This is a genomic window from Actinospineispora eucalypti (genome assembly GCF_039543365.1).
GTDB lineage: Bacteria > Actinomycetota > Actinomycetes > Mycobacteriales > Pseudonocardiaceae > Pseudonocardia > Pseudonocardia eucalypti.
The window spans coordinates 69,529-93,860 of sequence record NZ_BAABJP010000003.1 but is presented as its reverse complement, the minus strand read 5'-3'; the positions used below and the strand labels follow the sequence as shown (position 1 = coordinate 93,860).

The 24,332-nt window shown below is 71.9% G+C and carries 26 protein-coding genes; 20 read left to right on the top strand and 6 right to left on the bottom strand.

All coding sequences use genetic code 11. From position 1 onward, the window contains the following. Positions 1-18: 18 nt before the first annotated feature. From lepB to ABEB12_RS04715, 7 genes are all read left to right on the top strand, one after another. A complete protein-coding gene (lepB, locus tag ABEB12_RS04745; protein WP_345702566.1) occupies positions 19-2,940 on the top strand; it encodes a signal peptidase I in 2,922 nt (973 codons plus the stop codon). A 7-nt stretch (positions 2,941-2,947) separates the two neighbouring features. Beyond that, a complete protein-coding gene (locus ABEB12_RS04740) occupies positions 2,948-3,742 on the top strand; it encodes a ribonuclease HII (protein WP_185064789.1) in 795 nt (264 codons plus the stop codon). Next, positions 3,739-4,059: a DUF2469 family protein gene (locus ABEB12_RS04735; RefSeq protein ID WP_185064790.1), complete on the top strand. Its 321-nt coding sequence runs from the start codon at positions 3,739-3,741 to the stop codon at positions 4,057-4,059. The genes ABEB12_RS04740 and ABEB12_RS04735 overlap by 4 nt, the downstream gene beginning before the upstream one ends. Before the next feature lie 103 nt (positions 4,060-4,162). Then, positions 4,163-4,519 (top strand): YraN family protein, encoded by a 357-nt coding sequence (locus tag ABEB12_RS04730; protein ID WP_185064791.1) that lies wholly within the window; start codon positions 4,163-4,165, stop codon positions 4,517-4,519. Then, on the top strand, positions 4,519-6,033 hold the full coding sequence (locus tag ABEB12_RS04725) for a YifB family Mg chelatase-like AAA ATPase (RefSeq protein ID WP_185064792.1): 1,515 nt from the start codon (positions 4,519-4,521) through the stop codon (positions 6,031-6,033). Before ABEB12_RS04730 ends, ABEB12_RS04725 begins: the two co-directional genes overlap by 1 nt. Beyond that, a complete protein-coding gene (dprA, locus tag ABEB12_RS04720; protein ID WP_345702565.1) occupies positions 6,030-7,187 on the top strand; it encodes a DNA-processing protein DprA in 1,158 nt (385 codons plus the stop codon). The genes ABEB12_RS04725 and dprA overlap by 4 nt, the downstream gene beginning before the upstream one ends. 82 nt (positions 7,188-7,269) lie before the next feature. Then, positions 7,270-8,208, top strand: a complete 939-nt coding sequence (locus ABEB12_RS04715) for a tyrosine-type recombinase/integrase (protein ID WP_185064793.1) — start codon at positions 7,270-7,272, stop codon at positions 8,206-8,208. Positions 8,209-8,260: 52 nt separating this feature from the next. Here ABEB12_RS04715 and ABEB12_RS04710 read toward each other — a convergent pair whose 3' ends face one another. After that, a complete protein-coding gene (locus ABEB12_RS04710) occupies positions 8,261-8,836 on the bottom strand; it encodes a murein hydrolase activator EnvC family protein (RefSeq protein WP_345702564.1) in 576 nt (191 codons plus the stop codon). A 349-nt stretch (positions 8,837-9,185) separates the two neighbouring features. Here ABEB12_RS04710 and rpsB point away from each other — a divergent pair, with 349 nt between their 5' ends. Genes rpsB through ABEB12_RS04680 form a run of 6 tightly spaced genes read left to right on the top strand, consistent with a single transcriptional unit; the run spans position 9,186 to position 13,900 of the window. Continuing rightward, on the top strand, positions 9,186-10,076 hold the full coding sequence (rpsB, locus tag ABEB12_RS04705; protein ID WP_185064794.1) for a 30S ribosomal protein S2: 891 nt from the start codon (positions 9,186-9,188) through the stop codon (positions 10,074-10,076). A gap of 42 nt (positions 10,077-10,118) precedes the next feature. Beyond that, a complete protein-coding gene (gene tsf / locus ABEB12_RS04700; protein WP_185064795.1) occupies positions 10,119-10,955 on the top strand; it encodes a translation elongation factor Ts in 837 nt (278 codons plus the stop codon). A 4-nt stretch (positions 10,956-10,959) separates the two neighbouring features. Then, the gene (gene pyrH, locus ABEB12_RS04695) at positions 10,960-11,712 is read left to right on the top strand and encodes a UMP kinase (RefSeq protein WP_185064796.1); all 753 of its coding nucleotides are present in this window, start codon (positions 10,960-10,962) and stop codon (positions 11,710-11,712) included. Between the two features lie 54 nt (positions 11,713-11,766). Next, entirely contained in the window at positions 11,767-12,324 is a 558-nt protein-coding gene (frr, locus tag ABEB12_RS04690) for a ribosome recycling factor (RefSeq protein ID WP_185064797.1), read from the top strand. Then, complete coding sequence (locus tag ABEB12_RS04685; RefSeq protein WP_185064798.1) at positions 12,321-13,172, top strand: phosphatidate cytidylyltransferase; 852 nt, start codon at positions 12,321-12,323, stop codon at positions 13,170-13,172. The genes frr and ABEB12_RS04685 overlap by 4 nt, the downstream gene beginning before the upstream one ends. 32 nt (positions 13,173-13,204) lie before the next feature. Beyond that, on the top strand, positions 13,205-13,900 hold the full coding sequence (locus tag ABEB12_RS04680) for a class I SAM-dependent methyltransferase (protein WP_345702562.1): 696 nt from the start codon (positions 13,205-13,207) through the stop codon (positions 13,898-13,900). Here the strand turns inward: ABEB12_RS04680 and ABEB12_RS04675 are convergent. Next, on the bottom strand, positions 13,897-14,427 hold the full coding sequence (locus tag ABEB12_RS04675) for a Rieske (2Fe-2S) protein (RefSeq protein ID WP_345702561.1): 531 nt from the start codon (positions 14,425-14,427) through the stop codon (positions 13,897-13,899). The two genes, ABEB12_RS04680 and ABEB12_RS04675, sit on opposite strands and share 4 nt — an antisense overlap. A 144-nt stretch (positions 14,428-14,571) precedes the next feature. Here ABEB12_RS04675 and rlmN point away from each other — a divergent pair, with 144 nt between their 5' ends. The 7 genes from rlmN to ABEB12_RS04640 all read left to right on the top strand — a co-directional run bounded on the left by rlmN (position 14,572) and on the right by ABEB12_RS04640 (position 19,976). Then, a complete protein-coding gene (rlmN, locus tag ABEB12_RS04670; RefSeq protein ID WP_185064800.1) occupies positions 14,572-15,675 on the top strand; it encodes a dual-specificity RNA methyltransferase RlmN in 1,104 nt (367 codons plus the stop codon). Positions 15,676-15,732: 57 nt separating this feature from the next. Next, positions 15,733-16,440, top strand: coding sequence for an energy-coupling factor ABC transporter permease (locus ABEB12_RS04665; RefSeq protein ID WP_221498721.1), 708 nt, complete (start codon positions 15,733-15,735; stop codon positions 16,438-16,440). Beyond that, positions 16,437-16,763 (top strand): PDGLE domain-containing protein, encoded by a 327-nt coding sequence (locus ABEB12_RS04660; protein WP_185064801.1) that lies wholly within the window; start codon positions 16,437-16,439, stop codon positions 16,761-16,763. The genes ABEB12_RS04665 and ABEB12_RS04660 overlap by 4 nt, the downstream gene beginning before the upstream one ends. A 3-nt stretch (positions 16,764-16,766) precedes the next feature. After that, entirely contained in the window at positions 16,767-17,531 is a 765-nt protein-coding gene (gene cbiQ / locus ABEB12_RS04655; RefSeq protein ID WP_185064802.1) for a cobalt ECF transporter T component CbiQ, read from the top strand. 44 nt (positions 17,532-17,575) lie between these two features. After that, on the top strand, positions 17,576-18,316 hold the full coding sequence (locus ABEB12_RS04650; protein ID WP_185066075.1) for an ATP-binding cassette domain-containing protein: 741 nt from the start codon (positions 17,576-17,578) through the stop codon (positions 18,314-18,316). Positions 18,317-18,860: 544 nt separating this feature from the next. Beyond that, positions 18,861-19,178 (top strand): hypothetical protein, encoded by a 318-nt coding sequence (locus ABEB12_RS04645; protein WP_185064803.1) that lies wholly within the window; start codon positions 18,861-18,863, stop codon positions 19,176-19,178. A gap of 357 nt (positions 19,179-19,535) precedes the next feature. Continuing rightward, a complete protein-coding gene (locus ABEB12_RS04640; RefSeq protein WP_221498722.1) occupies positions 19,536-19,976 on the top strand; it encodes a hypothetical protein in 441 nt (146 codons plus the stop codon). Between the two features lie 99 nt (positions 19,977-20,075). Here ABEB12_RS04640 and ABEB12_RS04635 read toward each other — a convergent pair whose 3' ends face one another. From ABEB12_RS04635 to ABEB12_RS04620, 4 genes are read right to left on the bottom strand one after another with little or no spacing between them, the layout of a single operon-like run. Next, a complete protein-coding gene (locus ABEB12_RS04635; protein ID WP_185064804.1) occupies positions 20,076-21,176 on the bottom strand; it encodes an ATP-binding cassette domain-containing protein in 1,101 nt (366 codons plus the stop codon). 11 nt (positions 21,177-21,187) lie between these two features. Continuing rightward, positions 21,188-22,024, bottom strand: coding sequence for an ABC transporter permease subunit (locus ABEB12_RS04630; RefSeq protein WP_185064805.1), 837 nt, complete (start codon positions 22,022-22,024; stop codon positions 21,188-21,190). Then, a complete protein-coding gene (locus ABEB12_RS04625) occupies positions 22,024-22,968 on the bottom strand; it encodes an ABC transporter permease subunit (protein WP_185064806.1) in 945 nt (314 codons plus the stop codon). Before ABEB12_RS04625 ends, ABEB12_RS04630 begins: the two co-directional genes overlap by 1 nt. Further along, on the bottom strand, positions 22,965-24,299 hold the full coding sequence (locus ABEB12_RS04620; protein WP_345702575.1) for an ABC transporter substrate-binding protein: 1,335 nt from the start codon (positions 24,297-24,299) through the stop codon (positions 22,965-22,967). Before ABEB12_RS04620 ends, ABEB12_RS04625 begins: the two co-directional genes overlap by 4 nt. Between the last annotated feature and the right edge of the window lie 33 nt (positions 24,300-24,332).

Here is a 24,332-nt window from a genome sequence, read left to right as displayed (position 1 = left end):
TGCCGTAGCCTCGTAGCCGTGGTCTTCCCCAACGGTCCGGGCGAGTCTCGGCTACCTCCCCGCAGAGTGGGGCGTTGGGGCACCTCTACCCAGTTCGAGGAGCCGCTGGAGGAGGACGGTCTCGACGAGGTCGAGCCGGAGGGCAACGGGCACCACAACGGCGCCGATCCCGGGCGGCACTCGGCCGGCGGCCGATCCACGTGGAGCCCCTCCGTCAACGGCCTGAGCTGGCACAACGGCCTGCCGGGCAACGGCTCGTCGGGTGGTAACGGCAACGGCAACGGTCGACACAGCTCCGGCAACGGCCTGGCCGACGGCGCGAACGGGGCGCCGCCCAGGCATCGCCGGTCCGAAGCTGAAGCCCCGCTGAGCTCGCTGAGCGACTCATGGCGTACGTCACAGTCGCCGGAGTCGCCCTCGGCCGGCCGGCACTCCCGCCCGGCCGAGGGCAACGGCGCCGCGGCCTCCGGGCTGGACGGCTTGGGCAGCATCGGCTATCGGGACTCCTGGCGGTCCGATCCGCCCGTTCCGGAGCAACCGGGCCAGCTGCCCGGGCCCCGGCACGCGTCCGGTCCCGAGCAGACCTACCGAAGCGGGGCTTACCCGGTTTCGCCCCTCGACCAGGCCTCCGGGTCGCTACCGCTCCCACCGGCGCCGCCCACCGAGTCCCCGTCGTCGTTCACCGACTCGTCCTCGTTCAACGGAGCCTCGTCGTTCACCGAGTCGTCTCCGCTCGGTGGCGCCCGGTCGCCTTCCGAGTCCCTGTTGGACGGGCATCGGTCGCCGAGTGACTCGTCCTCGTTCAACGGGACTTCGTCGTTTACCGAGTCGTCTTCGTTCAACGGGACCTCGTCGTTTACCGACTCGTCCTCGTTCAACGGGGACTCGTCGTTCACGGACTCGGCTTCGTTCAACGGCACGTCCTCGTTCACGGACTCGCCTCCCCGCGGCGCGCACCGGTCCTCCGGCGACTCGCCGTCCTTCAACGGATCCACGTCGTTCGGCGGTTCGACCTCGTTCGACCGGGCGCGGCCGTCGAACGACTCGCCTCCGTTCGCCGGGACGCCGTCGTTCGCGGACGACCCGCTGTTCGGAGAGTCGCCCTCGTCGTTCCTGGAGCGCCCGCCGCTGCCCGACCAGGCCCCGCCGCGCTCGGGTTCGAGGCGTGCGGGTGGGCCGACGGGGAACGGCCAGCCGCCGTCCTCCTTCGCCCCGGGGGCTCCGCCGCCCGGTGCTCCGCCATCGGGCAGATCCCGCCCCGGTGCGCTGCCACCCGGCGCGCTGCCGCCCGGGGCCATGCCACCCCGCCAGCGCGCGGGCTCGCCTCCGCCGCCGTGGGCCGTCCCGCCCGGCGGGCCGCCTTCGGACGGGCCGCCGCGCCCGCCGCGCCGGGGCGGGCCACCCCCGATGCACCAGCCGCCTCCTGGCGTGCCGGGCCAGCCTCCCGGTGGCCCGCCCTCGGCCGGCCGACCAGGTGCGCCGCCCAGCGGTTTCCAGCCCGGTGGTCCGGGAGCGAACGGCCTGCGCCAGCCGAACGGTTTCGTGCCGGGTGGTCCCGGCCCAGCCGGTCAGCCGGACGGCTTCGTACCCGATGGCCCCCGGCCCCCCGGTCAGCCGGACGGTTTCGTGCCGGGCGGTCCTCGGCCGATCGGCCAGCCGCCGCGGACCTTCGGCCCGACCGGTTCGCCGGCGCCCGGCCAACCTCCCCCGGGTCCTCGTTCGCCGGGGCGGCGGTCCATCGGCGGCGGCACCAGGAGCACCCCCGGCATCCCCGGAGCGCTCCCGCCGGCCGCCAGCATGGGGCTCGGCGCCCCGGCGCCGCCGCGTCCGGGCGACCGGCCGGCGGACGTACCGGCCCCGGCCGAGACGTGGTCCGGCCCGCCGACCGGCCTGGCCGAACCGGGCCTGGGCAAGCCCGAACCGGTGCCCGGCGAACCCGGGTTCGGAGCGGAGCGCACCGAGGCGGTCAGGGCCGCCGCGCCCGGCCTGGCCGAGGCCGAGCCGGACGTCGCCGGCGCCGAGCGCACCGAAGCGGTGCGGTCCGATTCGGTGCCGAGCGCACGGACCGCCGACGGCGGGCTGGAACTGCTGGACCGGGGTCAACCGAGCACCCCGCGCCGGCGCCGGTCGGCCGAGGACGACTCGAAGACCGAACGCCGCCCGGCCACCGCGCCTGCCTCCGAAAACGGCGCCGCGGCCGTCAAGACCAGGAGCGGCCGGCGCCGGAAGAAGGAGAACCTCTGGCGCGAGATCCCCATGCTGCTGCTGGTCGCGCTGCTGCTCACCTCGCTCATCCAGACCTTCCTGGCCCGGGTGTACGAGATCCCGTCCGGCTCGATGGAGAAGACGCTGCACGGGTGCACCGGCTGCACCAACGACCGGGTGATGGTGGACAAGCTGAGCTACCGGTTCGGCGACCCGTCCCCGGGTGATGTCGTCGTCTTCGAGGGTCCGCCCAGCTGGAAGGACGAGGACGACACGGAGAGCTCCCGGTCGAGCAACCCGGTGGTGAGCGCGCTGCAGTCGGCCGGCTCGCTGATCGGCCTGGCCGCGCCGGACGAGAAGGACCTGATCAAACGGGTGATCGCGGTGGGGGGCCAGACGGTGGCCTGCTGCGACGCGCAGAACCGGGTCACCGTGGACGGGAAACCGCTGGCCGAGCCGTACATCTACTACGTGCCCACCCGCCCGGTCGGCCAGCAGTCCTTCGGCCCGGTCAAGGTGCCGGAGGGGTTCCTGTGGGTGATGGGGGACAGCCGCAACAACTCGAAGGACTCGCGCTGGCCGGGGCACGGGGCGATCCCGATCGGCAACGTGATCGGCAAGGCGCGGTTCGTGGTGCTGCCGTTCTCCCGGATCAAGTCGATTCCCGACCCGAATCCGCAGCGAGTGGTGTTGGCCGCCCCACCTGTCGAGCGTCGACCGCCATCCGGTAAGTAGTCAGCCCATGGTTCGATCCGTCGCGGTCCGTCCGGAGCCGTGGCCGCGCCCGCCGCGCGCCGTGGTGCGTCGCTCCACCGGCATATGGGCCTGGGAGTCCGCCCTGCACCGGCACGGGCTCGGCCCGGTCGTCGGGGTGGACGAGGCCGGCCGGGGCGCCTGCGCCGGCCCGTTGGTGGTCGCCGCCTGCGTGCCGCGCCCGGGTGACGCCGGCCGGTTCGACGGCCTCACCGACTCCAAGCTGCTCACTCCGGCCGCCCGCGAGGCGTTCTACAAGAAGATCGTCCGCCGCGCGCTGGACTGGGCGGTGCTGATCATCCCGCCGGCCGAGGTGGATGTGCGCGGGGTGCATGCGGCGAACGTGGCCGGGATGCGCCGCGCGGTCGCCAAGCTGAAGCTGCCGGTCGGTTACGTGCTGACCGACGGCTTCGCGGTGAAGGGCTTCTCCGTGCCCGCCCTGGCCGTACCGAAGGGGGACCAGGCGGCGGCCTGTGTCGCGTCCGCCTCGGTGCTGGCTAAGGTCACCCGGGACCGAATCATGGTCGAGCTGGACCGGGAGTGGCCGGCCTACGGGTTCGCCGAGCACAAGGGTTACTGCACACCGGCGCACGACCGGGCGCTGGCCGAGCACGGCCCGAGCCCGGTGCACCGGTACTCGTTCGTCAACGTGGCGCGGGCCGCTCGCGCGGTGGCCGGCATGCGGGACAATCTGGGAACGGGCGAATCGAGGTTCGCCGTGGTGGGCTCGGCCGACGGATCGGACGAGATCAGGGAGAAGATCGGAGCGGGGGTGGGAGAGTGAGCGCGGAGGACCTCGAGAAGTACGAGACCGAGATGGAGCTCTCGCTCTACAAGGAGTACCGGGACATCGTCGGTCAGTTCTCCTACGTGGTGGAGACGGAGCGCCGCTTCTACCTGGCGAACGCGGTCGACGTGGCGCCGAGGAACTCGGACGGCGAGATCTACTTCGAGGTGCGGATGTCGGACGCGTGGGTGTGGGACATGTACCGGCCCGCGCGGTTCGTCAAGCACGTCCGGGTGATCACCTTCAAGGACGTGCACGTGGAGGAGCTGGACAAGCCGGACCTGCGTTTACCAGAAAACGAGGCGTTCGGCTGAACCGGGGCGGCCCGATGGCCGAGTTGTGCACATCGGGTCGAGTTGTCCACAGGCGGCCCGGAACGCCTGGTCGGTGCCTCGGCGGTGCGCCACCGTTGGCGGTGTGAGAGCCAAGGACGAGCTGGGTCGGCGGGGCGAAGACCTCGCCGTCGAGTACCTGGAGCGGCAGGGCCTGGTGGTGCTGTCGCGCAACTGGCGCTGCCGGGACGGCGAGCTGGACGTGGTGGCCACCGACCGCACGCGGCTGGTGGTGTGCGAGGTCAAGACGCGCTCCGGGACGGGCTACGGTTCGCCGGCCGAGGCGGTGACCCACCAGAAGGCCGCCCGGATCCGCCGGGTCACCCAGTCCTGGCTGGCCGCGCACCGGACCCGCTGGTGTGAGATCCGGTTCGACGTGCTGGCGGTCATGGCCCCGCCGGGCGGCCAGGTCACCGTGCGGCACTACCCGGGGGCGTTCTGATGGGGCTGGCCAGGGCCTGGTCGGTCGCGCTGCTCGGGGTGGACGGCCGGCTGGTGGAGATCGAGGCCGACATCGGCATCGGGCTGCCCGGAGTGCACCTGGTCGGCCTGCCGGACGCGGCGCTCGGCGAGGCCAAGGACCGGGTGCGCTCCGCCGTGGTCAACTCGGGCTGGGAGTGGCCGAACCGGCGGATCACCCTGGCGCTGTCCCCGGCGACCATGCGCAAGGCGGGGAGTGGGTTCGATCTCGCCCTGGCCTGCGCGGTGCTCGCGGCGGCCGGTGAGGTCCCGGTCAGCCGGCTGGACCGGGCGGTGCTGGTCGGGGAACTGGCGTTGGACGGCCGGCTGCGGCCCGTGCCCGGGGTGCTGCCCTGCCTGCTCGCCGCGCGGGGTGTCGCGGCCCGCGCGGTGGTGGTCCCCGAGTCGACGCTGCCGGAGGCGTCCCTGGTCACCGGCCTGCCCGTGCTCGGTGCGCGCCGGCTGAACGACGTGCTGGAGTGGTTGAAGGGCCGGGCCGAGCTGGTCCGCCCGGGTGGGCCGGTCACCGTCGCCGATGGGGAGCCGGCCCCCGAGCTGGCCGATGTGCTCGGGCAGGAGCATGCCCGCGCCGCGCTGGAGATCGCCGCCGCCGGCGGGCATCACCTGTTGCTGGTCGGCCCGCCGGGCACCGGCAAGACCATGCTGGCCCGGCGGCTGGTGGGCCTGTTACCCGAGCTGACTCCGGACGAGGCGCTGGAGCTCGCCGCCGTCCGCTCGGTTGCCGGGAAGCTGCCCAGGAGCGGGCCGCTGTCCCGGACGCCGCCGTTCATCGCCCCGCACCAGTCGGCCTCGTTGGCCTCGCTGGTCGGTGGCGGTGGCGGCCTGGCCAAACCCGGCTCGGTCTCCCTGGCCCACCTCGGCGTGCTGTTCGTCGACGAAGCGGCCGAGTGGCCGTCGCACCTGCTGGAGTCGCTGCGTACGCCCCTGGAGGAGGGGGAGATCCGGCTGGCCCGGACCGACGGTTCGGTGCGCTATCCGGCCCGGTTCCAGCTGGTGCTGGCGACCAACCCGTGCCCGTGTGCTCCCGCGCACGACCGGGACTGCAGCTGCCCCTCCTCGGTCCGCCGCCGCTACCTGGCCAAACTGTCCGGCCCGTTGCTCGACCGGGTGGACCTGCGCGCCGAGCTGCACCCGCTGGTCGGGCTGTGCGAGCCGGGCCACGAGCCGTCGGAGAGCACCGCGACGGTGCGGGCGCGGGTCCTCGCCGCCCGGGCGGCCGCGCGGGCCAGGTGGGTCGAGTTCGGCTGGCACACCAACGCCGAGGTTCCGGGGACGGTGCTGCGCACCGGCTTCCGGTTGCCCCGGCCGGTGGTCCAGCCGCTGGACGTGGGGCTGAGCCGGGGCCTGCTCACCGCTCGCGGCGCCGACCGGGCACTGCGGGTGGCCTGGACGCTGGCCGACCTGGCCGGTGCGTCCCGGCCGGACCGGGACATGGTGGAGCGGGCCATCCAGTTCAAGGAACGGCGGGTGGCATGAGCATGAGGCATAGCCAGGATGCCAGTGAGGTGCGGCTGGCCCGGACCTACCTGTCCGCCGTCGCTGAACCGCCGGCCCCCGCGCTCGCGGCGTTCGTGGCCCGTCACGGCCCGGTCCGGGCGGCCGAGTTGGTGCGCGCGGGTGAGGTGCCGGAGATCGTGGAGAAGGAGACGATCGCGCGCCGGGACCGAGACCGGGTGGTGGCCCACCTCAGCGCGGCGGCGGCGGTGGGTGCCCGGCTGGTCACGCCGGAGGACGCCGAGTGGCCGGCCGCCCAGTGCCTGGCGTTCGAGCTGGCCGGCCACAGGCACCTGCCGGCCCCGATCGCGCTGTGGGTGCGCGGCGAGGCCCGGCTGGACGAGATGGTCGAGCGGTCGGTGGCCATCGTCGGTTCCAGGGCGGCCACCGGCTACGGCGGCCGGGTCGCCCACACGCTGGCCCTCGGCGTGGCCGGCGCGGGGTTCACGGTTGTCTCCGGCGCCGCGTTCGGCATCGACGCGGCGGCGCACCGGGGGGCGCTCGCCGCCGATGGGCGCACCATCGCGGTGCTCGCCTGCGGCATCGAACGCGCCTACCCGATGGCCCACGACCGGCTGCTGCGGCACATCGCGCGGACCGGGTTGGTCGTCTCCGAGTACCCGCCGGGTACCGCGCCGGCGCGCCACCGGTTCCTGGTGCGCAACCGGATCATCGCCGGTCTGGCCGGCGGCACGGTCGTGGTGGAGGCGGGCTGGCGCAGCGGTTCGCGGCGCACCGCCTCGGACGCGGGGCTGCTCGGCCGGCCGTTGATGGCCGTGCCCGGGCCGGTGACCTCGGCGATGTCGGTCGGGTGCCACCGGCTGCTGCGTGAGCCCGGCACGGTGGCGGTGACCCGGCCGGAAGAGGTCATCGAAGCAGTCGGCCGGATCGGCGTCGACCTCGCCCCGGGGTTGGCCGAGGGCGGCGGTCCGAGGCGTATCACCGACGGGCTTTCCGACGCCGGGCAGCGGGTGCACGAGTCGCTGTCCTGGTCGGCGGCCAGCGACCCGGACCAGGTTTCCATGGAATCCGGGCTGCCCGTCGAGCTGGTCCGGGTGGCGCTGCCCGAGCTGGTACGCAACGGCCTCGCCGAGCGCACAGGGAACGGCTGGCGGCGCTGTCCCCGGCTCGGGTAACCGGCGTGGCGGTGCTTGACCGGGCGGCCCCGGGAGCGCACCGTGCTGGTGCCGCCTCGACACGGAAGGTTGGGCACCAGGTATGCCGAGCTCCGACGAACCGGCAGATGCGGACGCGCTGCCGGCGGACCTGGCGGACGCGCGCCGGGCGTTCGAGCGCCACCTCCGGCTGGAGCGGGCGACGTCGGCGCACACCGTCCGCGCCTACCTGGGCGACCTGGACGCCCTGCTGCGCACGGTGGCCGACACCGGCCTCGCCGGCCTGGACCTCGCCGCGCTGCGCCGCTGGCTGGCCGCGCAACGGGCGGCCGGGGCCAGCCGGGCCACCCTCACCCGACGGGCCTCCTCGGCGCGGGTGTTCACCGCGTGGGCGGCGCGGACCGGCCGGCTGGCCACCGACCCCGGCCAGCGGCTCGCCGCGCCGCGCAAGCACCGCACGCTGCCGTCGGTGCTGACCGTGGAACAGGCCGACGCCATGCTCACCGCGGCCACCTCCGGTGCGGCCGAGGAGGACCCGGTCGCGGTGCGTGACCTGTTATTGCTCGAGCTGCTCTACGCCACCGGGGTCCGGGTGTCCGAGCTGTGCGGCCTCGACCTGGACGGCGTCGACCAGCGCCGGAGGGCGCTGCGCGTGCTCGGCAAGGGCGGCAGGGAACGCACCGTGGTGTACGGCGTGCCCGCCCAGCGCGCCCTGGAGCGCTGGCTCGGCGGGCACCGGAGCGCGCTGGCCCGGCCCGGCTCGCCGGCCGCGCTGCTGCTCGGCGCGCGCGGCGGCCGGCTGGACCCGAGGGTGGCCCGTTCCGTGGTCAACGCCGCCGCCGGCGCCGTGCCCGGCGGGCCGGCGCTGTCGCCGCACGGCCTGCGGCACAGCGCCGCGACCCACCTGCTGGTCGGCGGCGCGGACCTGCGCTCCGTGCAGGAGCTGCTCGGCCACGCCACGCTGGCCACCACCCAGCTGTACACACACGTCACGGTGGACCGCCTCAAGGCAATTCACGACCAGGCGCACCCCAGGGCGTGACGTCTGATCGATCGCCCGGAACGGCGATCACGCTCAGCGCGCCCCGGCGCTCTCAGCGCGGCGGGCCGGACCAGGGGAGCAGGCGCACCCGTAGCGCGCGGACCAGCAGCAACGGGTCCAGGTACTCGCCGTCCCGCCGCAGGCCCCAGTGCAGGCAGGCGGCCGCCGGGCAGGCCCGGTGTCCGGGCGCCAGCCGGCCGAGCGGCTCACCCCGGCTCACCCGCTGCCCGGCCCGCACCGCGGCGGTGACCGGCTCGTAGCTGGTGCGCAGCCCGTCGGCGTGATCAACCGCCACCACGCCCCGGTCGGCCAGCGGGGCGGCGTACACGATCGTGCCATCGGCCGGCGCCAGCACTGGCTGGTCGGGCACACCGGCCAGGTCGGCTCCTCGGTGGCCGGGTCCGTACGGCATGGACGGCGGCTGGAACGGCCGGGTCACCGAGGGCACCGGCGCGAGCGGCCAGCCGAACCGCGCCACCGGCACCGGCCGCACCCAGCCCGGCACCGCCGCTACCGGCCGCGAATCGTCCCGGAACGTCGCCATCGGCTCGGCTCGGGCACTCCCGCCCAACCCGGCCATAACCACGCTGACCAGCACCATCGCCATCCGAACCCGTCCCAGCGCCATGCCCGCGATGGTGCGTCGACCAGGTCCCCGGAGTCACCCGGCGGACCCGCCGCTGTGGACAACTCCGGCCGCTGTGCACAACCCGGTCACCTCCACCGACCCGGTGTGGTCACCGATCCGTTCCGGCGTACACTGACGGACGCATCTCGTGTACCACGAGGTGACTTCGCGCGTCCGCGCAACCCGTTGTCCGAGTCGTTCGCGGCCGGTCGGCGGGCAACGTAGCCCGGGCGGTCCCGAGGGCGTCAGCAACATCGGCCCGAGGGTCCGGGAGACGGCGCGGCGCTAGGGCGGTACCACCCGGTGCCGCGACACAACCGCTGATCGAAAAGAGGAGTGAGGACAGGCCATGGCCGTCGTCACGATGAAGCAACTGCTCGACTCCGGCGTGCACTTCGGGCATCAGACCCGCCGCTGGAACCCGAAGATGAAGCGCTACATCTTCACCGAGCGCAACGGCATCTACATCATCGACCTGCAGCAGACGCTGTCCTACATCGACCGGGCGTACGAGTTCGTCCGGGAGACCGTCGCCCACGGCGGCTCGGTGCTGTTCATCGGCACCAAGAAGCAGGCCCAGGAGGCCATCGCCGACGAGGCCCAGCGGGTGAACATGCCGTACGTCAACCAGCGCTGGCTGGGCGGCATGCTGACCAACTTCCAGACCGTGCACAAGCGCCTCCAGCGGCTCAAGGAGCTGGAGTCGATGGAGCAGAGCGGCGGCTTCGACGGGCGCACCAAGAAGGAAATCTTGATGCTGACCCGGGAGAAGGACAAGCTCGAGCGCACCCTCGGCGGCATCCGGGACATGGCCAAGGTGCCCAGCGCGGTGTGGGTGGTCGACACCAAGAAGGAGCACATCGCGGTCGGTGAGGCCCGCAAGCTGGGCATCCCGGTGGTGGCCATCCTGGACACCAACTGCGACCCGGACGAGGTCGACTTCCCGATCCCGGGCAACGACGACGCGATCCGGTCCGCCGCGTTGCTCACCAAGGTGATCGCGCGCGCCGCCGCCGACGGCCTGATGGCCCGCTCCTCGCGCGGCCGGGGCAACGACGGCGAGGAGAAGCCGGAGGCCGGCCCGGCCACCGACGAGCCGTTGGCCGAGTGGGAGCAGGAGCTGCTGGCCGGTGGTTCGGACGGCGCGACCCTGACCGCCCCCGAGGCCGGTGGTGACCCGGTCGCCGCCGGTGCGGCGCCCGCCAGCACCAGCAACGGTGCGCAGCAGACCGCCGAGTAAGTCCCCAGTTCAAACCTCAGCAAGGACGGGTAGCACACCACCATGGCGAATTACACGGCCGCCGACGTCAAGCGACTCCGTGAAATCACCGGCTCCGGGATGATGGACTGCAAGAAGGCCCTGGAGGAGTCGGACGGCGACCTGGACAAGGCCGTCGAGCTGCTCCGCATCAAGGGCGCGAAGGACGTGGGCAAGCGCGCCGAGCGGGCCACCTCGGCCGGTCTCGTGGTCGGTCAGACCAGCGACAACGGCGGCACCGTCGTCGAGCTGCTCTGCGAGACCGACTTCGTGGCGAAGAGCGACGACTTCCAGGCGCTGGCCGCCAAGGTGCTGGCCGCCGCCGCCGCGACCACCCCGGCCGACGTGGACGCGCTGCGCGCGGCCGCGCTGGACGGCGGGACGGTGGATGACGCGGTGCAGGCACTCTCCGCCCGGATCGGCGAGAAGCTCCAGCTCTCCCGGTACGTGCACTTCGACGGCCCGGTCGCGCTGTACCTGCACCGCAGGGCCACCGACCTGCCGCCGGCGATCGGCATCCTGGTCTCCTACACCGGCGAAGGCGAGTCGGCCGCCGAGTTCGCCCGGGGCGTGGCGATGCACATCGCCGCCGCCCGGCCGAAGTACCTCACCCGGGACGACGTGCCCGAGGAGGCGGTGACCAACGAGCGGCGCATCGCCGAGGCGACCGCCCGCGAGGAGGGCAAGCCCGAGCAGGCCCTGCCGAAGATCATCGAAGGCCGGGTCAACGGCTTCTTCAAGGACGTCGTGCTGCTCGAGCAGGCCTCGGTGCAGGACACCAAGAAGACCGTCAAGGCCGCGCTGGCCGAGGCCGGCGTGACCGTGAACCAGTTTGCCCGCCTCGAAGTCGGGCAGGCCTGAGCGCGTGACTGGCACCAACGGCGGTGGCCGTCCGAGTCATCTCGGCGGCTACCGCCGTGTGCTGCTCAAGCTCGGCGGTGAGATGTTCGGCGGCGGCTCGGTCGGGGTGGACCCGATCGTGGTGCAGACGGTGGCCCGTCAGCTGGCCGACGTCGTAGCCAGCGGGGTACAGGTCGCGGTGGTGATCGGCGGCGGCAACTTCTTCCGCGGCGCCCAGCTCATCGAGGGCGGCATGGAGCGCTCGCGCGCCGACTACATGGGCATGCTGGGCACGGTGATGAACTGTCTCGCGCTGCAGGACTTCCTGGAGCGCGAGCACGGCATCGACACCCGGGTGCAGACGGCGATCACCATGGGGCAGGTCGCCGAGCCGTACATCCCGCGCCGGGCCATCCGGCACCTGGAGAAGGGCCGCGTGGTCATCTTCGGGTCCGGGGTCGGCATGCCGTACTTCTCCACCGACACGGCCGGCGCGCAGCGGGCCCTGGAGATCGGCTGCGACGTGGTCCTGCTGGCCAAGGGCGTGGACGGGGTCTACGACGCCGACCCCAAGACCGAGCCGAACGCCAAGATGTTCGACGAGATCAGCCACCGGGAGGCACTCGAGCGCGGGCTCAAGGTCGCGGACGCCACGGCGTTCAGCCTGTGCATGGAAAACCGGATGCCGATCATCGTGTTCAACCTGTTGACCGAGGGCAACATCGGCCGCGCGGTCCGGGGTGAGAGGATCGGCACATTGGTCAGTACGCCCGAGTAGCCGAACCAAGCGCGCGGGCGTCCGGCCCAACCACTGCAAGCACCTGGAGCAGCCGTGATCGACGAGACTCTCTTCGAAGCCGAGGAGAAGATGGAGAAGGCCGTCTCGGTCACCCGAGAGGACCTCAGCGCGGTGCGTGCCGGCAGGGCCACCCCGGCGATGTTCTCCCGGATCGTGGTGGACTACTACGGGGCGCCCACCCCGCTGAACCAGCTGGCCTCGGTGAACATCCCCGAGGCCCGGATGGCGGTGATCAAGCCCTACGACGCCAGCCAGCTCAAGGCGTTGGAGAAGGCGATCCGGGACTCCGACCTGGGTGTCAATCCCTCCAACGACGGCCTGATCATCCGGGTGGTGATCCCGCAGCTGTCCGAGGAACGCCGCCGGGACCTGGTGAAGGTGGTCAAGGGCAAGGGCGAGGACGGCCGGGTGTCCATCCGCAGCATCCGGCGCAAGGCGATGGAAGAGCTTCACCGCATCGCCAAGGACGGCGAGGCCGGCGAGGACGAGGTGTCCCGCGCGGAGAAGGAACTGCAGCAGGCCACCGACCGATACGTGGCCCAGGTCGACGAGCTGGTCAAACACAAGGAAGCGGAACTCCTCGAGGTGTGAGCGAGGTGGCTACCGCGGCGGATCGACCGCCTTCCCGGCTAGGTCGAGATCTGCCTGCGGCGATCTCGGTGGGAGTCGCTCTCGGCGTGGTCATAGTGGCCAGCCTGTGGTTCATTCGCGAGCTGTTCATCGTGGTCGTCGCCGTGGCCGTGGCGGTCTCCACCTGGGAGCTGGCCGGCGCGCTGCGCCGCGGTGGCGGCATCAAGGTGTCGCTGTGGCCGGCGCTCATCGGCGGCCAGGCGATGCTGTGGCTGGCCTGGCCGTTGGGCGCGCTCGGCGTGGTCGCGGCGGCCGCGACCACGATGCTGGCCTGCATGCTGTGGCGGATGCCGGACGGGCCGGACAACTTCCTCCGGGACGTCAGCGCGTCCATGTTCACCGTGGCCTACGTGCCGTTCTTCGCCGCCTTCGCGGCGATGCTGGTGCTGCCGCTGGACGGCACCCAGCGGGTGCTCACCTGGATGCTGTGCGTGGTCGCCTCGGACGTGGGCGGCTACGCGGCCGGTGTGCTCGCCGGGCGGCACCCGATGGCCCCGAACATCAGCCCGAAGAAGTCGTGGGAGGGCTTCGCCGGTTCGCTGATCGCCGGTTCCGTCGCCGGCGCGATCTGCGTCTCCGAGCTGCTGCACGGGGACTGGCGGCTGGGCGCGCCGCTGGGGGCACTGCTGGTCGCGGCGGCCACCATCGGCGACCTGATCGAGTCGCTGATCAAACGTGACCTCGGGTTGAAGGACATGGGCTCGCTGTTGCCGGGGCACGGCGGGCTGATGGACCGGATGGACTCCATGTTGCCCACCGCACTGGTCGCCTGGGTGCTGCTGAGCACGTTCGTGCCTACCGCCCCGTGAGGCGCGGGTCCGCCCCCGGTGTCCCGGCCCCGGTGCCCAGCCCGAACATCTGGCACTGGCCCGAGGTCTACGAGCAGGAGAACCGCGCGCAGGACGCCGCCGGGCAGATCTGGGCGGCGCTGCGCGAGGCCGGCGACTGGGCCGGCGCGGATGTGCTGGACGTCGGCTGCGGGGACGGCTTCCACCTGCCGTACTTCGCCCGGACCGCGCGCACCGTGGCCGGGGTCGAGCCCCACCCGCCGCTGGTGGCCCGCGCCCGGGCTCGAGTGACCGGCCTCCCGGAGGTGCGCGTGCTGGCCGGCGGTGCCGAGTCGCTGCCGCTGCCGGACGCCAGCGTGGACCTGGTGCACGCGCGCACCGCGTACTTCTTCGGCCCGGGCTGCGAGCCGGGACTGGCCGAGGCGGACCGGGTGCTGCGCCCCGGCGGCCTGCTGGCCATCGTCGACCTGGACGCCACGTGCCCGCCGTACGGCGACTGGATGCGCGCCGACCTGCCCCGCTACGACCCGGCCGAGGTGGAGCGGTTCTTCGCCCGCCAGGGGTTCCGACAGCGCCGGGTGGACACCCGCTGGCGGTTCGCCGACCGGGCCACCCTGGAGGCGGTGCTGCGGATCGAGTTCTCCGCCGAGGTGGCCGGCCGGGCGATCGCGGCCACCGACGGGCTGACCCTGCCGGTCGGCTACCGGCTGCACACCCGCCGCAAGCCGTCGGGCCTGGTGCTGCCTTAGCTCAGCCGGAGCTGGCCGCCCTCGGCGGACACCGGGCGGGCCGCCAGCGGTCGCTTCGCCGGACCGTTGGTGACCGAGCCGTCGGTGGCGCTGAACTCGCTGCCGTGGCAGGGGCAGATGATGTTCCCACCGCTCACCGAGCCGACCGTACAGCCCTGGTGGGTGCAGGTGGCGGAGAACGCCTTGAAAGTTCCGGCGGCCGGTTGGGTGACCACCACCCGCTGCGCGGAGAAGACCTTGCCGCCGCCCACCGGGACCGCGCTGGCCGGGCCGAGGTCGATGCCCGAGGGCTGGGCCGCCGGGGGGTTTCCGGGCGCGGCGGCCTGGGGGGCGCCGGACGCGGCCTGGCCGCCGGTGGCCGGCTCGGCGGGAGTGGGAGCGGGAGCGGGGGCCGGCGCGGGGGAGTAGGTGGAGCAGCCGGTGGCCACCAGGGCGGCGGCCGCGGTCGCGGCGCCACCGGCGGCCAGCGCCCCCCGCCGGTTCAGCCGCGGCGCGGTGTTCGGGGGTGCGGCGTTGCCTTCGGACACGTTGTTGACCTTTCTTCGTGGTGGGAGGTCCGCCAGTCCACCACAGCCCCCGGTCGGTGTGCTTGCCGGTTGCTTTCCGTGGCCCAAATGGAACGCGTCGCCGGCCGAGGACTCCCGTCCGCTACGTGGGACAATGGACCCGTCATGAGCTCACTGCCGTTGGTGTTCGACGCGCCCAAGCGCGGTCTCCCGCCCTCCCACCTCGCCGACCTTTCCGCCGATGACCGGCGGGCGGCCGTGGTCGCGCTGGGCGAGAAGCCGTTCCGGGCCAACCAGCTGTCCCGGCACTACTTCGCCCGGCTGACCGTCGACCCGGCAGACATGACGGACATCCCGGCGGCCAGCCGGGAGCGGTTGGTGGCCGAGATGATGCCCCCGCTGTTCACCGTGGTTCGCGCGATGAGCTGCGACGACGGCGAAACGGTCAAGACGCTGTTGCGGGCGCACGACGGCACGCTCATCGAAAGCGTGCTGATGCGCTACCCGGACCGGGCCACGCTGTGCATCTCCAGCCAGGCCGGCTGCGGCATGGCCTGCCCGTTCTGCGCCACCGGCCAGGGCGGGCTGACCCGCAACCTGTCCACCGCCGAGATCGTGGACCAGGTGCGGATGGGCGCGGTGGCGATGCGCGAGGGAGCTACCGGTGCTCCGGGCCGGTTGTCCAACATCGTGTTCATGGGCATGGGCGAACCGCTGGCCAACTATCGCCGGGTGATCGACGCCGTGCACCGCATCTGCGACCCGGCACCGGACGGCCTGGGCATCTCGCAGCGCTCGGTGACGGTGTCCACGGTCGGCCTGGTGCCGGCCATCCGCAAGCTCACCGAGGAAGGCCTACAGGTGCGCCTGGCGGTGTCCCTGCACACCCCGGACGACGAGCTGAGGGACACCCTGGTGCCGGTGAACAACCGGTGGAAGGTGGCCGAGGTGCTGGAGGCGGCCCGGGGCTACGCGGACCGCACCGGCCGCCGGGTGTCCATCGAGTACGCCCTGATCCGGGACGTGAACGACCAGCCGTGGCGGGCGGACCTGCTGGGCAAACTGCTCCGCCGGCACCTCGGCCAGTTCGCGCACGTGAACGTGATCCCGCTCAACCCGACCCCGGGCAGCAAGTGGGACGCCAGCCCGAAGCCGGTGGAGCGGGAGTTCGTGCGGCGGGTGAACGCGCAGGGCGTGGCCTGCACCGTCCGGGACACCCGGGGCCAGGAGATCGCCGCCGCCTGCGGCCAGCTCGCCGCCGAAGGGTGACGCCGCCCTTATCAGCAATATATTGCGATTGCCGCTACCTGGTGTTTAGCTCGAGCCATGTACTTGGCGATGCACATGAGCGACGGCCTGGTCAACGCGCCGACTTCCGCCGCGTTCGCCGTGGTGGCCGCGCTCGGCCTGGCCGTGTGCGTGGCCAAGGCGCGCGCCGACCTGGACAGCCGCACCGCCCCGATGGCCGGCCTGGTGGCGGCGTTCGTGTTCGCCGTGCAGATGCTGAACTTCCCGATCCTGCCCGGCGCCAGCGGCCACCTGCTCGGCGGAGCGCTGGTGGCCATCCTGGTCGGCCCCTGGGTGGGCTCGATCTGCATCGCGCTGGTGCTGGTGGTGCAGAGCCTGCTGTTCGCCGACGGCGGCATCACCGCGCTGGGCATGAACATCACCAACATGGCCCTGATCGGCGTGTTCGTCGGCTACGGGGTGGCCCGTGCGCTGCGCGGCCTGGCCGCCCGGGGCCGGGGTGGGCTGATCGCCACCGCCTTCCTGGCCGCGTTCATCAACACCGTGGTGGCCTCGCTCGGGTTCGTCCTGGAGTACGCCGTCGGCGGCAGTCCGGGCCTGTCCCTGGGCACGGTGTTCGCGCTGATGGTCGGGCTGCACGCGCTGATCGGCATCGGTGAGGGCGTGATCACCGCGCTCACCGTGGGCTCGGTGGCGGCCACCCGGCCGGACCTGATCCACCTGCTGCGCGGACTGCCCAAGCCGGAGCTCGCGCTGCGCCACCGAGCGGAGGGGAGCCCGGCATGAAACGCTTCTACCTGGGCTTCCTGCTGGCCGCGCTGTTGCTGGCCGGCGTGGTTTCCTACCTGGCCTACCCGCACCCGGACGGGCTGGACACGGTCGCCCAGGAGGGCTGTCAGGTCACCGAGATAGACGGCAAGGAGCAGCTGGTCGGCACCTGCATCGCGCGGAACGCCACCGACCCGGCCACCGCTTCCTCACCGCTGGCCGACTACGCGGTCGGTGGCAACCCGGCGCTCACCGGGGTGGCCGGGGTGGTCGGCGTGCTGGTCACCTTCGCGCTGGCCGGTGGCCTGTTCTGGCTGCTGCGGCGCCGCCCGGCGGAGTAGCCGGTGGGAGCCGGACACGCCCATCCGCTGTACCTGGCCGGCAACTCGCCGGTGCACCGGCTGCCGCCGCAGGTGAAGATCGTGGCGGCGGTGTCGGGCCTGATCTGCGTGGTGGCCACGCCGCGTGAGGCGTTCGGCGCGTTCGGCGGCTACCTGGCGGTGCTGGCCGGGGTATGGCTGGTGGCCGGCATCCCGCCGCGCTGGCTGGCCTCGCGGGCGCTGATCGAGGCACCGTTCGTGGTGCTGGCGGTGCTGCTGCCGTTCGCCGAGGGCGGCGAGCGGGTGGACTGGCTGGGGCTGTCGCTGTCCCAGCCCGGCCTGCTGGCCGCGTGGAACATCCTGGCCAAGGGCACGCTGGGCGTGCTCACCTCGCTCACCCTGGCGGCCACCACACCGCTGCCCGACCTGTTGCTCGGCCTGCAGCGGTTGCGCGCGCCCAACGTGGTGGTCACCATCTGCACCCTGATGCTGCGCTACCTGGACGTGATCGCCGGCGAGGCCCGCCGGATGCGCATGGCCCGGATCTCCCGGGGCCACGACCCCCGGTTCCTCTGGCAGGCCGGCGCGGTCGCCCGGGGCATCGGCACGCTGTTCATCCGGGGTTACGAGCGGGGCGAGCGGGTACACCTGGCCATGCTCTCCCGGGGCTGGACCGGCACCATGCCGGCGCTGGCCGAACGGCCGGCCTCGGCCCGCCAGTGGGCCGCCGGGCTCACCCCGGTGGCCTGCGCCGCCGCGCTCGCCCTGACCGCACTGGTGGCCTGGTGAACCGCCCCGAGCCCGGCCGCGCCTCGGTCTCCACGCCCGAGGCCGTGTCGTCCGTCGAGCCGTCCCTCGAGGTCGGCGAGCTGGCCTTCGCCTACCCGGACGGGCACCAGGCGCTGTTCGGCGTGAACCTGCGCATCGAGCCGGGGGAGCGGGTCGCCCTGCTCGGCCCCAATGGCGCCGGCAAGACCACCCTGGTGCTGCACCTGAACGGCATCCTCACCGCCGGCCACGGCACCGTGGCGGTGGGCGGCCTGCCGGTCACCAAGCCGCACCTGGCGGAGATCCGCCGCCGGGTGGGCATCGTCTTCCAGGACCCGGACGACCAGCTGTTCATGCCCACCGTGGGACAGGACGTGGCCTTCGGCCCGCTGAACTTCGGCGTGCGCGAGCCGGAGCTGGCGCGGCGGGTGACCGACGCGCTGGCCTCGGTGGACATGACCGAGCACGCCGAGCGCTCCCCGTTGCACCTGTCCGGCGGGCAGCGCCGCCGGGTGGCGCTGGCCACCGTGCTGGCCTGTGACCCGGAGATCCTGGTGCTGGACGAGCCGTCCGCCAACCTGGACCCGGTGGCCCGCCGCGAGCTGGCCGAGGTGCTGCTCCGGCTGGACCGGACCATGCTGATGGTCACCCACGACCTGCCCTACGCGGTGCAGCTGTGCCCGCGCTCGGTGATCCTGGACGACGGCATCGTGGTGGCCGACGGCCCCACCCGCGAGCTGCTTGCCGACCCCGAGCTACTGCGCCGGCACCGCCTCGAGCTGCCCTTCGGTTTCTCGCTGTCATAGCGCGGCTTCGAACTCGGACTCGTTCGGTGAGGCCTTCGTGCTTGTCCCCGGCGGGGCGCGGATGCCGGCGCGGCGGGTGGTCCAACAAAAGTGGCTGGACGGCACCGGCTGAGCGGTCTGCCGTCGCCGAGGCCGCGCCGGTCGCGTTCCGTCACGCATTCCGACTCGACCGTCACGCCAGGTGACGGTGGTTCGTGTGAGTACCGGGTGCTGCCCGATGCTCAGCCCGTTACATGGTCATCAGGACACCACGGTCGGTACGGCCGGTCGAAAACGGCCGTGAGGTCCTGATGACCTTGAACCGACCTCTGCCGCAACCCCCACCGCGTACCCCTCACGAAGACGAAGTGACCGCACCCGTAGCCCGAGGGACCACTCCCAAGCAGGCCTCGAGACGGACGGGTGGTGGTGCACTCGCGGGTCAATTCAGGACGGTCCCCCTGCGCCGTCGGTCACAACGCGCGTCCCGAAAGTAGGCCCGGAGTTCGGAGATGCGCTCTGAGGACTTGCATCCGGTACCCGGGTACGGACTTACTGTCGAGGTATGACCAGCTTCCAGAGCCCTACCGAATGCACCCTGCCGACCGCCGAGCAGCCGATCCGGGAGGCCGAGTTTGCGGCCTTGTTCGGCACCGCGCTCGACGTCACCCGGGTGGACCAGCGGTGGCTGCGGGTGAGCTTCGCCGACGCGGACGGCGTCGCCGCAAGGGTGCGCGACCTGGCCCGACGGGAGAGCCGCTGCTGTTCCTTCTTCGACTTCGCGGTCACCCGTACCGTGGGTCGGGTGTCGTTGGACATCCAGGTACCGCTGGCGCGGGCCGAGGTACTGGACGGCCTCGCCCAACTGGTCCGCAGGCCATAGTTGGCGGACACGGTTCCGTTATATTGAGTGTGTAGACGTGTGAAAATGTATGTTTGACAAGCGGACTGTGGTGGACTGAGCAGGACGCGGAACATATCCGATCCCGATCGGTTCGCTACCCCAGCGCCGTAGACGTTCAACCTGAGTGGACCCTGGAGGCGGCCGCCGACCCGACCGAATAGTCCGAGACCCCGATCCCAGGAGATGGGCGGGCGACATCCGGCTGATCGGCTACTCGCCATCAGCGGGGTTCGTGATCACCGTGATGATCCGGTCGGACAACCACTCCGGGGCTACGGCGTGGCGAACCAGCGGTGCGGATCTGCGCTCGTACCGAGCCGAAAGGGAGGCGCGACCATGACCGGAACAGGGAACATGACTAAGGACGAGGTGCTGGTCAAACTCCGCGAGGAGATCGCCGAGTTGCGGCGGCGCGCGAACGCGGAACCGGACCCGGCGATCCGGGCGGACCGGCTGCGGATGGCCGACGCTCGTGAGGCGGTGATGGAGGACGAGGCTGAGGCGATCGCGGCGGAGATTGCGGAGGGCCAGCAGACGGCGGCGCTGTCATTGCGGGTGCCGGCCTCCCTGGCCGCCGCGCTTAAGGCACGCGCGGACATCGAGCGGATCCCCACCTCGGCGCTGGTCCGGCGGTTGCTCACCGAGGCGCTGAACGGACCGAGCGTGCCGGTGCTCACGGTCGGGCAGGTCGAGGAGATCGCCCGGCGGGTGTACGAGGATCGCGAGCAACTGCGCCGGACGAGTGAGCGGGAGCGGGACTATCGAGAGTCTGCTTGAGTGACTTTCCGAGTACCTTTCCGCAGATTCTCCTCTGTTCCAGACTGGGCCGAATCGATTCTGCTGCCAGATCGGGGTTAGTGGTCGACCACCGCGGACCTACATCCGTTCGCCGGTGTCGGGGTGGAACAGGTGCAGCTGGTCGCTGATCGTGCGCAGGGTGATCTTGTCGCCGATCCGTGCGCCGGAGCGGCCCGGGGCTCGCACCACGATGCCCTGCTCCGGCTCGGTGGCCAGGTTGCCGTAGAGGAAGGCGTCGCTGCCGAGCTCCTCCACCACGGTGACCTCGGCCGCGATGCCCTCCCCGGTTCCGTTCGCCGGCGAGTCGCCGTTCGCGGTCCACTGCTCCGGGCGGATGCCCAGGGTGACCGTGCTCAGTCCGGCCCGCTCCAGCGCGGCGCGCTGCTCACCGGTGAGTGGTACCACCGCGCCACCCAGCCGGGCCCCGCCGTCGGCCAGGGGGACGGTGTACAGGTTCATCGCCGGCGAACCGATGAACCCGGCGACGAACGCGTTGCCGGGCTTGTCGTACAGCTCGGCCGGGCTGGCGAACTGCTGCAGCTCGCCGAGCTTGAGCACGGCCACCCGGTTGCCCATGGTCATGGCCTCGACCTGGTCGTGGGTGACGTAGATGGTGGTGACGCCGAGCCGCTGCTGCAGCGCGGCGATCTCCGCGCGGGTGCCCACCCGCATCTTGGCGTCCAGGTTGGACAGCGGCTCGTCCATCAGGAACACCTGGGGCTCGCGCACGATGGCCCGGCCCATGGCCACCCGCTGGCGCTGGCCGCCGGAGAGCGCGCCGGGCTTGCGGTCCAGGAACTCGGTCAGCCCGAGCGTCTCGGCGGCGGCGCGCACCTTCTCGTCCCGCTCGGACTTCGGCAGCCCGCGCATCTTGAGCGGGAAGTCCATGTTCTCGCCGACCGTCTTGTTCGGGTACAGGGCGTAGTTCTGGAACACCATGGCGATGTCCCGTTCCCGGGACGGCACGCCGACCATGTTCTTGCCACCGATGCGGATCTGCCCGCCGTCGATCTCCTCGAGGCCGGCGAGCATGCGCAGCGCGGTGGACTTGCCGCACCCGGACGGCCCGACGAACACCACGAACTCGCCGTCGTCGACGTTCAGGTTGAGCTGGTTGACGGCGGGGCGCGCCCCCGGGGTGTAGATGCGCGACGCCGAGTCGTAGACCACTTCAGCCATGATGAGCTCCCCTACTTCACGGCGCCGAAAGAAAGACCCTGCACCAGCTTGTTCTGCGCGATCCAGCCGGCGATGATCACCGGCAGCGCGGCCATGGTGGCCGCCGCGCAGAGCTTGGCGAAGTACAACCCCTCGCTGGTGATGAACCCGACCAGGAACACCGGCACGGTGCCGGCCCGCGCCGCCGTCAGGTTCACCGCGAGGAAGAACTCGTTCCAGGCGAAGATCACGCAGATCAGCGCGGTCGCGGCGATACCGGGGGAGACCACCGGCAGCACCACCTCGCGCATGGTGCGCGGCACCGACGCCCCGTCGATGCTCGCCGCCTCCAGCAGCGCGCCGGGCACCTCGAGGAAGAACGAGCGCATCATCCACACCGCGATGGGCAGGTTCATCGCCGTGTACAACACCACCAGCGTCCAGATGTTGTCCAGCATGTGCAGCTCGTTGACCACCACGTAGATGGGCACGATGGCGGCCACGGCCGGCAGCATCTTGGTGCTGATGAAGAAGAACAGCGCGTCCCTGGTCTTGCCGACCGGGCGCAGTGACACCGCGAACGCGGCCGGGATGCCCAGCAGCAGCACGATCACCGTGGAGATCAGCGTCGCGCCCACCGAGTTGAGCAGGGACGGGCCGATGCCCGAGCCGAAGACCTGCTCGAACTGCTCCAGGGTGGGCACGAAGAACAGCGTCGGCGGGTCGGTGTAGGCGTCCGCCTCGTGTTTGAACGCGGTGAGCACCATCCACAGCACCGGGAAGAAGAACCCGATGGCGATGATCCAGGTGAACACGTTGAGCGCTGTATTTTTCATCAGGCTGCCGCCGGCGGAGCGTCGCTCTTTCATCAGGCTGCCCTCTCCGTGCCGCTGAACGTGCGGAAGATCAGCCGCAGCGCGAAGGTGGACACGATGGTGGTCAGCAGGGCCACCACCACGCCCATCGCCGCCGACTGGCCTATGTCGAAGCCGAGGAACGCCCGTTGGTAGATGTAGAAGGGCAGGTTCGCGCTGGCCGTGCCCGGTCCGCCCCGGGTCATCATGTAGATGGCGTCGAAGGTGTTGATCAGGTAGATGGTGCCGAGCACGATGCCCAGCTCGATGAACCGGCGCAGGTGCGGCAGGGTGACCTCGCGGAATATCGCGGCCCCGGTCGCGCCGTCTACGGCCGCCGCCTCCAGGATCTCGTGGGACTGGCTCTGCAGCCCGGCCAGCAGCAGCAACATCATGAACGGCGTCCACTGCCAGACCAGCGCCATGATCACCGCGAGCAGCGGGAACGTGGAGATCCAGTCCACGCCGCGTGCGCCGAACGGCCGCAGCACGAAGTTGACCAGGCCGAACGTCGGGTCCAGCAGCACCGTCTTCCACAGCAGCGCGGCGGCCACCGGAGTGATCAGGAACGGCGTGATGAGCAGGGTGCGCACCACGCCCCGGCCGGCGAACCGCCGGTTCAGCAGCAGCGCCAGGCCCAGCCCGAGGACCACGGCGATGAGCACCGCGCCGACGGTCAGCAGCACGGTCTGGAAGGCCACCGCTCGGAACGTGCTGTCGGTGAACACCTGGACGTAGTTGTCCAGGCCGACGAAGTGCCGCGAGCCGGGCCGGACCAGGTTCCACGACTGCAACGAGTAGTAGATGGTCACCACGAACGGCAGCTGGGTGACCACGAACAGGAAGATCAGCGCGGGCAGCAGCGGGATCCGCCGCACCCAGCCGTCCGCGCGCGATCCCGGTCCGTGCTCCGGGCGGGCCGGCTTGGTCGTGGTGACCCGTTCAACGGTGGTTGTCATCGGGATCCCTCCCGGTAGGTGTCACCCACGGTCTGCGCGTACTCCTGAGACTGCCGCATCGCCTCGTCCACCGACTGCTGGCCGGCGATCGCCGCACTGATCTGCTGGCTGACCCGGGTACCCAGGTCCTGGAACTCCGGGATGCCGACGAACTGCAGGCCGATGTACGGCACCGGGTTCACCGTGGGTTTCCGCTGGTCGGCGGCGTTCATCGCGTCCAGGGTCGGCTGCAGGAACGCGGCGGCGGCCTGCCGGTACTCCGGGATCTGGTAGGTGGACGCCCGGGAGCCCGGCGGCACCCGTGACCAACCGTACTTCTCCCCGACCAGCCGCATGTACTGCTTGGAGGTCATCCAGGCCATGAACTGCCAGGCTTCCTGGGTGTTCTCCGAGGTCTTCGGGATGGCCAGCGACCAGCTGTACAGCCAGCCGGACTGCGGGGTCTTCACCACCGGGGCGGGCACGTAGCCGACCTTGCCTGCGACCTTGCTCTCCTTCGGGTCCTCCAGCACGCCGACCGCCGAGGTGGCGTCGTACCACATCGCGGCGTTGCCCTGGCCGAACTGGGTGGCGCACTCGGAGAAGCCGGAGATCGCGCCGCCCGGCTGGCCGTACTCGCGCAGCAGGTCGACGTAGAACTTGACCGCCTCGACCGACTCCGGCGAGCCCAGCTTGGCCTGCCAGTCCTTGTCGTACCAGCTGCCGCCGAACGTGTTGATCACCGTGTCCAGCGGGGCGAGCACCTCGCCCCAGCCCGGCTTGCCGCGCAGGCAGATGCCGGAGCGCCCCTGCTCGGGGTCGTGCAGCCGGGCGGCGAAGTCCCGCACCTGCTGCCAGGTGGGCTTGGCCGGCATGGTCAGCCCGGCCTGCTCGAACAGGTCCTTGCGGTACATCAGGAACGACGACTCACCGTAGAACGGCACCGAGTAGAGGTGCCCGTCGTAGGACAGCGCGTCCCGCACCGTGGGCAGGAAGTCGTTCGGGTCGTAGCCGGGGGTGGCGTCGGCCAGGGGCTGCAGGTCGGTCAGCCAGCCGTTGCGCGCCCACTGCGGAGTCTCATAGTTGCTGATCATCACCACGTCGAACTCGCCACCGCCGGTCGCCACCGAAGCGGTGATCTTCGCGCGGGCCTCGTTCTCGGAGAGGCTGACGAACTTGGGCCGGATGTTCGGGTGGGCCTTCTCGAACTCCGGGACCAGGGATATCGCGTCCTCCATCTGTGGGTTGGACACGATCGCCACGGTCACCGTCTTGACGCCGTCGCCCCCGCCGCCCAGCGCGCCCGCGCCGGCGCAGCCGGCCGGGACGAGGGCGAACAGGGCGCACAGCAACGCGCGCCAGCGGGCGCTTCCTCGGCCGATCTC

What these genes read in the sequence shown, in the direction of transcription:
- ABEB12_RS04740 (WP_185064789.1), top strand. Translation starts at nt 2,948, where the DNA reads ATGGTTCGATCCGTCGCGGTCCGTCCGGAGCCGTGGCCGCGCCCGCCG.
- ABEB12_RS04725 (WP_185064792.1), top strand. Translation starts at nt 4,519, where the DNA reads ATGGGGCTGGCCAGGGCCTGGTCGGTCGCGCTGCTCGGGGTGGACGGC.
- dprA (WP_345702565.1), top strand. Translation starts at nt 6,030, where the DNA reads ATGAGCATGAGGCATAGCCAGGATGCCAGTGAGGTGCGGCTGGCCCGG.
- ABEB12_RS04715 (WP_185064793.1), top strand. Translation starts at nt 7,270, where the DNA reads ATGCCGAGCTCCGACGAACCGGCAGATGCGGACGCGCTGCCGGCGGAC.
- ABEB12_RS04710 (WP_345702564.1), bottom strand. Translation starts at nt 8,836, where the DNA reads ATGGCGCTGGGACGGGTTCGGATGGCGATGGTGCTGGTCAGCGTGGTT.
- rpsB (WP_185064794.1), top strand. Translation starts at nt 9,186, where the DNA reads ATGGCCGTCGTCACGATGAAGCAACTGCTCGACTCCGGCGTGCACTTC.
- tsf (WP_185064795.1), top strand. Translation starts at nt 10,119, where the DNA reads ATGGCGAATTACACGGCCGCCGACGTCAAGCGACTCCGTGAAATCACC.
- rlmN (WP_185064800.1), top strand. Translation starts at nt 14,572, where the DNA reads ATGAGCTCACTGCCGTTGGTGTTCGACGCGCCCAAGCGCGGTCTCCCG.
- ABEB12_RS04665 (WP_221498721.1), top strand. Translation starts at nt 15,733, where the DNA reads ATGTACTTGGCGATGCACATGAGCGACGGCCTGGTCAACGCGCCGACT.
- ABEB12_RS04660 (WP_185064801.1), top strand. Translation starts at nt 16,437, where the DNA reads ATGAAACGCTTCTACCTGGGCTTCCTGCTGGCCGCGCTGTTGCTGGCC.
- ABEB12_RS04645 (WP_185064803.1), top strand. Translation starts at nt 18,861, where the DNA reads ATGACCAGCTTCCAGAGCCCTACCGAATGCACCCTGCCGACCGCCGAG.
- ABEB12_RS04640 (WP_221498722.1), top strand. Translation starts at nt 19,536, where the DNA reads ATGACCGGAACAGGGAACATGACTAAGGACGAGGTGCTGGTCAAACTC.
- ABEB12_RS04635 (WP_185064804.1), bottom strand. Translation starts at nt 21,176, where the DNA reads ATGGCTGAAGTGGTCTACGACTCGGCGTCGCGCATCTACACCCCGGGG.
- ABEB12_RS04630 (WP_185064805.1), bottom strand. Translation starts at nt 22,024, where the DNA reads ATGAAAGAGCGACGCTCCGCCGGCGGCAGCCTGATGAAAAATACAGCG.
- ABEB12_RS04625 (WP_185064806.1), bottom strand. Translation starts at nt 22,968, where the DNA reads ATGACAACCACCGTTGAACGGGTCACCACGACCAAGCCGGCCCGCCCG.